We start from the raw sequence: 7,394 nt of genomic DNA, 5'->3' as shown, positions 1-7,394 counted from the left end.
ATAACAATCCGGTTCTGGCTTACGTGTTCTACGGACTCATTGTATGACGCTGGCTGTTGGAAGGAATGTCTAGAACTTCGACTTGCAATGCTGTGCCGTTTTTTGCGGGCAAACTCATTCCATAATCGGTCTCGTCGCCGTTCCAGATACGCTCGGCATGCCATTTGTCGTGTGCGTCATATGTGCCTTCCTCGACACGTACGACTTCATGAATGCCGCCATCATGGTTTTGGGAAAGGAAGTTAATGCGTGCATTAGTTCCTGCGACGAGGAAATGCGTGTCATCAAGGCGAACGACAAGAGCGCGACCTGTTTCTTGACTATCGAATGGTGATTCCGTTGGATCAGGCAGCCCCCATGAGGCGCCAAACGCGGCGCGGACCATCCAGTTACCGAATATATGGGTCGGGGAGGGACGTCCTCGTTCTTCGAGTAATGCTGCTACATTGCCGCTGCTGGCCGCCATCACGAGTGTCGGTACTAGGGGCGTGAGTAGGATATTATCAAGGCCATGAGTTGCAATTGCTTCGTCATGATCGGGATCGTCCACACCAAATACGGAGGCACCGATACCACCGCGCGCTATGAGGTCGTAGGTCCAGCGGGCGTTGGGAACCGTAATGCCACTTTCAGACAGCCATGGTGCGTTGTCCTTTCGCTGATAGGGCAATACGCCCCCATGGAACTGCTCGAGATTGTTGGTATAGCTGTCTGTCCCGATAATGCTGATAGCAGGGCTCTGGCTTTTCCAGATGTTCAGCATGTCATATGTTGCGCCACCGCTTGGGAAGTCGGTGCCAGCATCTTTCAGTCCCCGATAATGCAGCCAGGCGTTGACATAAAGTGGAAGCGGATAGACTGCACGACCTGCTTCGGCGACCTGATTAATATAGCGGGACACAGCCCAGGCGCTGAAGATTTCCGGCGCCTGTGAGCCAAAAATTGCGCTCCAGTTTCCGTGGCGTAACTGTTTTGTGACGCTTAGGACATCAGCGGGAACAGGAGCGTCGAATGCGCGGTCGGCAGTAGTGGTATGATCGCGGACCGTGCCAAGAAGGCCTGGCTCATTTTCAACCTGCACCATGATGACGGTATGTCTGTCGGCGTCACGTTCTCGGAGGTGAGTCATTAAAGCCTTGAAGGCAGCTTTATCGCAGGCAAGCGTTTGCTCTCCGAAAGGCGACATTCCGTCCAGAGGAAGGTGATCCGCGTTTTCGAGGCGCGGATAAATCTGCGGATTTCTTTTTATCCAGAGCGGAACGTAATGTCCGGCGCCATTCTTCCATGTGCCAAACCACAATAATATCAGCCGCACATGATGAGTGCGTGCGCCGTCGATCAATTGATTGACCATGGAGAAATCGTAACGGCCGGGAGACGGTTCAAAAGTTTCCCAATAAACAGGTGCCTGCACCGTATTGATATGTAAACGATCCGCTGTGTTCCAGAATGCTGGAAGGCTTGAGGAAAATGCGCTGGAATTATGCATTTGTGCAGCAAGAACGAAAAAAGGCTTTCCATCTATCTCCAAATGAAAGTGCCCATCTTTTCCGATGATATGTGGCATGCCGTCTGCGCTGGCGCTCTGAGCAGATGCTACGAATATAAGTATCATTGACGCGGCCCGTAGTAAGAGCTGTAAGGCGTATAATAAGGAAAATTTTGGTTCGTTACGGCGCATGTTTGTCAGACCAAGTGGTTATCGGTGGCGGTCACGATGACGCGTGCTATCGGTGTTTGGGGTAGATATTACCGTTTATCGTATACTTAATATTTTTGTTTGGGAACGATTTCTTTAAGGCAGGTGCTTTTGCATTCTGTCGAGGTGGCTGGCAAGAAAAGAAGTAATGAGAGTTAAAGAAAGAGCGCAAAGGCACAGAATGCCGAACAGGTTTTCGTAATGCTGACTTTGGATGGCGCGAGGAAAATTTGTGCCACTGGCTATACTGGCGATTTCGCTTCCCAGATACATACCCACGCCAACAGTCAAGTAATATGCGCCGACCATTATGCCGCTCAGATTGGGAGGAATGTATTTTGCGACGGCGGCAAGTCCTAGGCCGCCGATCAGAATTTCTGCCGTGGCAAGCGCGAGATATCCGCCCATCACAAACCATGCACTCGTTAGTTTTCCTGCGGCGACATGTATGCCGATCCACCATACAAAAAAGGCTACTACGACAAATCCGAACCCGATAGCGAATTTGGTAGGCAACGAGAAATCGCGGCCACGGCGGTTCAAAAAATCATAAATTCTGGCCATTGGCGAACTGAGGAGAATAATAAAAAGTGGATCAAGTGCCTGAAACTGGGCAGCAGAGAAGGTAACAATCCGATGTCCCAGAAGACGAAAGGTCCCATCCAGATTAGTTAAGGCAAACAAAGTGAGGGACGTCTGCATCTGCTGATAAAAACAGTAAAAGGAAATACTTTGAAGAAACAAAATCCCCAAGGCAATCAAGTTTGCTTTTTCGGGCGCGAGTGCGCGATGGTAAAGCTTGGACCAGAGGATACAGACCATTGCAAAGCAGGTAAATACTGTTAACCGTGCGAGTGATGTACTGTATAAGATGAATGTCACCGATAGTATACAGAGGAGAACGGATCCTATTCCGAGCACAGCTGCACGCTGTCGGGAGTGAGGGTGCCTGGCGAGTAAACCTATATCGCGCAGTGTGTGGGTTTGTGTCAGGAGGATGAACGAGGCGCTTGCTGGGCCAGCTACGCAGAGAAAAAAGGCTGTCAGTGGATTAAACGTACTTCTCACCCATGGAATAAGCAACATAGACAGGGCGGACCCCACATTGGCTGCCATATAATAAAGTGTAAAAGCTGAATCACGCTTCAGCGGATATTTTTCGTAAAGGCGGCGGACAAGTTGGGCAGCATTGGGTTTGAAAAGCCCATTTCCGGTCGCGACTAAAGCCAGAGCAGGTTCGAAAAATGGCCGTGACATCATAGTACACGCAAGGAGTGCGTAACCGGTACTTAACAGGATTGTGCCAAGCACGGCTGTCCAGCGCGGTCCATATAAGCGGTCACCAATCCATCCACCCAGAAGTGGGGTTGCATAGGTCATTGCGGCGAAAGCGCCCACTATGAGGTCTGCTCTGAGATCGGTTATTCCAAGTTGCTGTACCATGAACAGAAGCAGAATAGCATTCACACCATAAAAACCGGCCCGTTCCGCTGCTTCTGCAACCAAAACGGTGGCAAAGGAGGAACGTCGTTCTTGAGGAGAGGGCGTATTTGGATCCATGACAGCACCAGATTCATTATTTCGTATACGATTATAGAGAAACATACGTTCTGAAAAGAAAACAGTATGGCAGAATAGCCTATCAGCTATATTCTTAATCGAATATCGTATACGTAATATGGTAAGTGGGATCATCTCATTCGGCAAAAGGTAGGGAGAAAGTCATGATTGCTAAAATGAAACGGCGTTTTCTGCTGACTGGTGCCGCTATGGGAAGTGTAAATACCCTGTTGCCAAGCGGATTGCAGAATGCTCTCGCTGCGGGGCAGGAGAGTAGCTCCGGAGCAGATGTTACGCCAATACCGCTTTCGAATGTACGCTTATTACCTTCTCCATGGCTGGAAGCTGTTGAACGTAACAGGATCTATCTTCTCAGTCTGGAGGCGGACCGTCTTCTGCATAATTTCCGCAAGCAGGCTGGACTTCCACCGAAGGGCGCTCTGTATGGTGGGTGGGAAAGCGATACGATTGCCGGACATACACTGGGTCATTACCTGTCTGCCCTGGCCCTGATGTATGCCCAGACGGATGACGCTGCGTGTCGGGAGCGCGTAGCATATATCGTACAGGAACTGGTTGTCGTTCAGAAGCAGTGGGGCGATGGTTATGTCGCTGGCTTTACACGCAAAGAAAAAAATGGCGCATTGGTTGATGGCAAAAGAATATTTGCCGAGATTGAGGCAGGTGACATCCGCTCGTCTGGGTTCGATCTGAACGGAGCATGGTCACCACTTTACAATATCCATAAAACCTTTGCAGGCTTGCTTGATGCGCACATCTATTGCCACTGCGATCAGGCTTTGAATGTTGCCGTCGGGTTGGGACAATTTCTGAAAGCCTTTTTCGGCAAACTGACTGATGCTCAGATGCAAAAGGTGCTGACCTGTGAATATGGTGGTTTGAACGAAAGCTTTGCGGAGCTAGCAGCTCGAACGGGGGATGAAGAATGGCTGCGTCTGGCATATCGGATTTATGACAGGCCTGTTCTGGATCCTCTGATGGAAGAGCGTGATGACTTGGCGAACCGCCATGCCAACACTCAAATTCCTAAGCTCGTTGGTTTGGCTCGCATTGCCGAAGTCAGCCAAAACAGGCACTGGATGACTGGTCCGCAGTTCTTCTGGAAAGCAGTCACTCGGCATCATAGTTATGTAATTGGTGGAAATGCAGATCGGGAGTATTTCTCTGAACCCGACACGATTTCACAGCATATTACCGAACAAACCTGCGAGCATTGTAATACCTACAACATGCTCAAGCTTACCCGGCAGTGTTATGCATCGAACCCGCAGGCCGCTCTGTTCGATTATTACGAAAGGGCGCATCTGAACCATATTTTGGCGGCCCATGATCCGCAGACCGGTATGTTCACGTACATGACGCCCACCATCACAGCTGGTGTGCGGGAATGGTCTACCCCAACAGAGAGCTTCTGGTGCTGTGTCGGCACGGGGATGGAAAGCCATGCCAAGCATGGAGACTCCATCTGGTGGCAGCGGGAAGAAACGCTCTTCGTCAATCTGTATATCCCGTCGCGGATGGTCTGGGACCGCAAGGATGTTTCATGGAAGATGGAGACCGGATACCCGCATGACGGGCGGGTCAGTCTTCTGCTGGAAGATCTGAATTCCCCCGTGGCTTTCAGGCTGGCGCTGCGTGTGCCCGGCTGGGTCAGGGAGCCAATCCAAGTGGCTGTAAATGGTCGGGACGTGCCGGCTACCCCTTCTGACGGATATATCGTTCTGGACCGGAAGTGGTCTGCGGGAGATCATGTCGTGCTGGATCTTCCCATGACGGTGCGGACGGAAAGCCCGGTGGATGATTCGAAACTTGTGACGGTTCTGCGCGGGCCAATGGTAATGGCGGCAGATCTTGCCCCGGCGGGCGGTGTGTATGATGCAGTGGACCCCGCTGTTGTTACTGACGATCTGACGCAGGATCTCGTTCCGGCGGCAGGTCAGGCATCCGTTTTTCGCACGACACGGGCCGGCCGGCCGTCACAGCTTGAGTTCAGGCCGTTTTACGCCCAGTACATGCGCCGGAGTGCCCTGTATCTGCGTTGTTTTTCAGAGAGCGAGTGGGCGCAGGAAGAAGATTCCTATCGCAGGGAGCAGCAGCATCAGAAGGATATTGCGGCGCGGACAATCGATGTGATTCATCTGGGGGAAATGCAACAGGAGCATGATCACGCCTTGCGTGCGGATAACTCCTGGCCCCTGGTCTATCGAGGACGGAACGGGCGGGATCTGCGCTCTGGTGGGTTCATCGAATGTAGAATGCAGATCAAGCCCGGACCGCTGGTTTTAAAAGTGACCGTATGGAGTGCGGACATCGCCCGCACGCGTGGAGCGCGGCTCTTGGTGAACGGCAAGGCGCTTCCCAATCTGAAATGGCCTGCTAACAGGCCTGCACAATTTGTGGATATGGAAGCCATGATCCCGGAAACTTGGATACGTGGCAGGAAGACCTTCACTTTGCGGATTGAGCCCGGCAGTAGCCGGACAAGCGGACCATTCTTTGACGTACGTGTGCTGTCGGTTAGGCCCTGAGCGTTATCCGCGAACTGGCAGGGGCATGGCTGCCGGAACTGTCCTGAGGCCACAGACGGCAGCCCAGTGATGGATGAGTAGTGCGAATATGATCGTGACGATATCATCGCTTACGTGGCTCAATTGTGCCATGCCTTCGAAAGGGCCGAGCCAGGACAGGATGAGCAGTCCCAGAAAATAGACCGGCATCCAGAGGCTGCACCGGATATTCTGTTTCCAGTCATCGGGTGGAAGAACCCGCCAAGTTGCAGCCATGAAAATGGCAGTCAGGACGAGCAATGCTGGCATCAGCCAGCTTAGGGTATGCCAGCCCGTCCAGAGCACAATCAACGATGCAATGGCGAAAGCCAGTGGGGAAAGAATTTCAAAGCATGGTGTTCGGAAAGGACGGAGCAGTTCTGGCTGGGAATGACGCAACGCTGCTGCAGAAGGAGGGGCCATGGCGTAGCTGAGCATCAGAGCAGAGGAGACAACTCCGATCAGGGCCTGCCATGAGGGAAATGGCAATGTCCAAAAAAGTGCCAGTCCGAAGGTCAGCATCAGGGCTTTGTCCGGCACGCCGCGGTTTGTGTCGACTTTCTGGAAAACGGGAAAGAATGTGCCGCTTCTGGACCAGGCGTAAATCACGCGGGCCGTGGAGGACATATAGATATTGCCGGTCCCAGTGGGAGAAAGAATGGCGTCTGTTACCACCAGAATGGCCAGAAAACTTAGCCCGAGCTGTACGGCGATATCATGAAAGGGCAGAGCCATGCGCGTTGAGATGCCGTTCCAGCCTGTAGTAAGCAGGCTGCTGGGTAGTGCACCGATAAAAGCAGTCTGCAACAGAAGATAGACCAGCATGGACAGGGTGACGGAGGCTATGAGCGCAATGGGAATAGTTCTCTGAGGTTTGCGGACCTCGCCCGCGACAGACAGGATGGGCGTCAGTCCCAGATAGGCAAAAATGACCCCGCCGGCGGAAATGGCTGTTTCCACACCTTGAAAGCCGTGTGGCGCAAAACCGTGCATGCTGAAATTGCTCATGCGCAGATGAGCCAGCAACAGCACGATGACCAGCGTGGGGACCAGAAACTTGAAAATGGTGACGATGTTGTTGACCAAGGCGAAGCTGCTGATACCGCGTCGGTTGATCGCATAGAGCGCTACCATGACCGCGAACTGGACTAACCATCCTGCCAGCGTGGGATCGCCACTCGCATTGCGGGTTAGTCCGCCTGTCCATGCATCGGCGTATTGTCTAGCCGCGACGATCTCGATGGAAATCAGGCTGGAAAAGGCGATGGTGGTCATTGCTCCGGTCAGGAATGCGGCTGTCGAACCATGGGCCTGCTCTGGATAGCGGACGACGCTGCCCGCCAAAGGCAAGGCGGCGCCAAGTTCACAGTAAACCAGTCCAATCAGTAAGACTGCCACGCCGCCAATCAGCCAGGATAGGATGCTGGCAGGGCCGGCCATGTCGGCGACATGGGCTGCCGCGAATAGCCAGCCAGAGCCGAAGATGGACCCGAAGCCGATCATGGTCAGGTCGAACAGGCCGAGACGCTGTCTGAAGTGACCTGATTCCGCGTGGGGCATGAAACGCT

The 7,394-nt window shown here is 52.8% G+C and carries 4 protein-coding genes; 1 reads left to right on the top strand and 3 read right to left on the bottom strand.

Going from position 1 to position 7,394, the window contains the following annotated elements:
• Positions 1–28: 28 nt before the first annotated feature.
• Positions 29–1,567, bottom strand: a complete 1,539-nt coding sequence (locus GMO_RS11960; protein ID WP_050801470.1) for a DUF5597 domain-containing protein — start codon at positions 1,565–1,567, stop codon at positions 29–31.
• Between the two features lie 228 nt (positions 1,568–1,795).
• Entirely contained in the window at positions 1,796–3,259 is a 1,464-nt protein-coding gene (locus GMO_RS11955) for a peptide MFS transporter (protein ID WP_139064457.1), read from the bottom strand.
• Between the two features lie 176 nt (positions 3,260–3,435).
• Here GMO_RS11955 and GMO_RS11950 point away from each other — a divergent pair, with 176 nt between their 5' ends.
• Entirely contained in the window at positions 3,436–5,808 is a 2,373-nt protein-coding gene (locus GMO_RS11950) for a glycoside hydrolase family 127 protein (protein WP_008852683.1), read from the top strand.
• Between the two features lie 3 nt (positions 5,809–5,811).
• Here GMO_RS11950 and GMO_RS11945 read toward each other — a convergent pair whose 3' ends face one another.
• Positions 5,812–7,386, bottom strand: a complete 1,575-nt coding sequence (locus GMO_RS11945) for an APC family permease (protein ID WP_008852682.1) — start codon at positions 7,384–7,386, stop codon at positions 5,812–5,814.
• Between the last annotated feature and the right edge of the window lie 8 nt (positions 7,387–7,394).

The organism is Gluconobacter morbifer G707, assembly GCF_000234355.1.
Classification (GTDB): domain Bacteria; phylum Pseudomonadota; class Alphaproteobacteria; order Acetobacterales; family Acetobacteraceae; genus Gluconobacter; species Gluconobacter morbifer.
The sequence above is the reverse complement of the archived record's forward strand: the minus strand, read 5'-3'. Positions and strand labels throughout refer to the sequence as shown.

What these genes read in the sequence shown, in the direction of transcription:
- GMO_RS11950 (WP_008852683.1), top strand. Translation starts at nt 3,436, where the DNA reads ATGAAACGGCGTTTTCTGCTGACTGGTGCCGCTATGGGAAGTGTAAAT.
- GMO_RS11945 (WP_008852682.1), bottom strand. Translation starts at nt 7,386, where the DNA reads ATGCCCCACGCGGAATCAGGTCACTTCAGACAGCGTCTCGGCCTGTTC.
- GMO_RS11960 (WP_050801470.1), bottom strand. Translation starts at nt 1,567, where the DNA reads ATGCCACATATCATCGGAAAAGATGGGCACTTTCATTTGGAGATAGAT.
- GMO_RS11955 (WP_139064457.1), bottom strand. Translation starts at nt 3,259, where the DNA reads ATGGATCCAAATACGCCCTCTCCTCAAGAACGACGTTCCTCCTTTGCC.